Here is a 692-nt window from a genome sequence, read left to right on the forward strand (position 1 = left end):
CCGGTGGTAGCGAGGTTGTGCTCCCGGAAAACGGCTTGCAATTCGGAGGAGCTTTCAAGCGCGGTGTCGCCGTTCTGCGTTCCCCATTTGTAGGTGTAGTCGAAGCCGGGCGTCGGAACCAATGCGGCCCAATGATCGATCATGGTTTGCATCTGTTCGGGGGTGGGCATGACATGTCTTCCGCCATCGGAAGTCTCCCAGTTACCGCCGCCAAAGGCCTGATATACCGGAACGATGTTGTTAGCCGGGATGCCCGACTTCACCGCTGCAGCCACGGCTCGATCGATCATGTCGTAATCGACCGTGTCCGTTCCCGTGCGCACCGGATAGGGGTCTATTCCGAAATAGTCGATATGCGTGTTGGCCGGATTGTAGGTGTTCGTAAAATCCGGATTGGTCGGGGATCCCATATTCATCATGGTGATGAAGGTCTTGGCGCCCGGAAAATGCTCATGGATCCAGTCGGATTCCGCCTTCAGGTTCTCAGCGGTTGCGTAGGTGCCCCACCTGCCGGTGGGATCGGGCTCGTCAACAAGATAGAATCCGAACACGTTCGGATTGCCGAGGAAGGGGGTCATTTTCTCGATGAAGGATGAGGTTACGCCCTCGTGCTCATTCAGATACACCAGGCCCTTCATGCCATCCGGCAATGCGTTGACCTGGCTAACATATTGAACGTCGGCCAGATTGAA

Annotated in this window: 1 pseudogene; it reads right to left on the reverse strand. The window is 56.1% G+C overall.

The features are described from left to right. A pseudogene (locus tag NKH17_RS33340) lies at window positions 1-692 on the reverse strand (calcium-binding protein); the annotation flags it as partial.

The organism is Mesorhizobium sp. M1334 (assembly GCF_040317995.1).
In the GTDB taxonomy this organism is placed as follows: domain Bacteria; phylum Pseudomonadota; class Alphaproteobacteria; order Rhizobiales; family Rhizobiaceae; genus Mesorhizobium.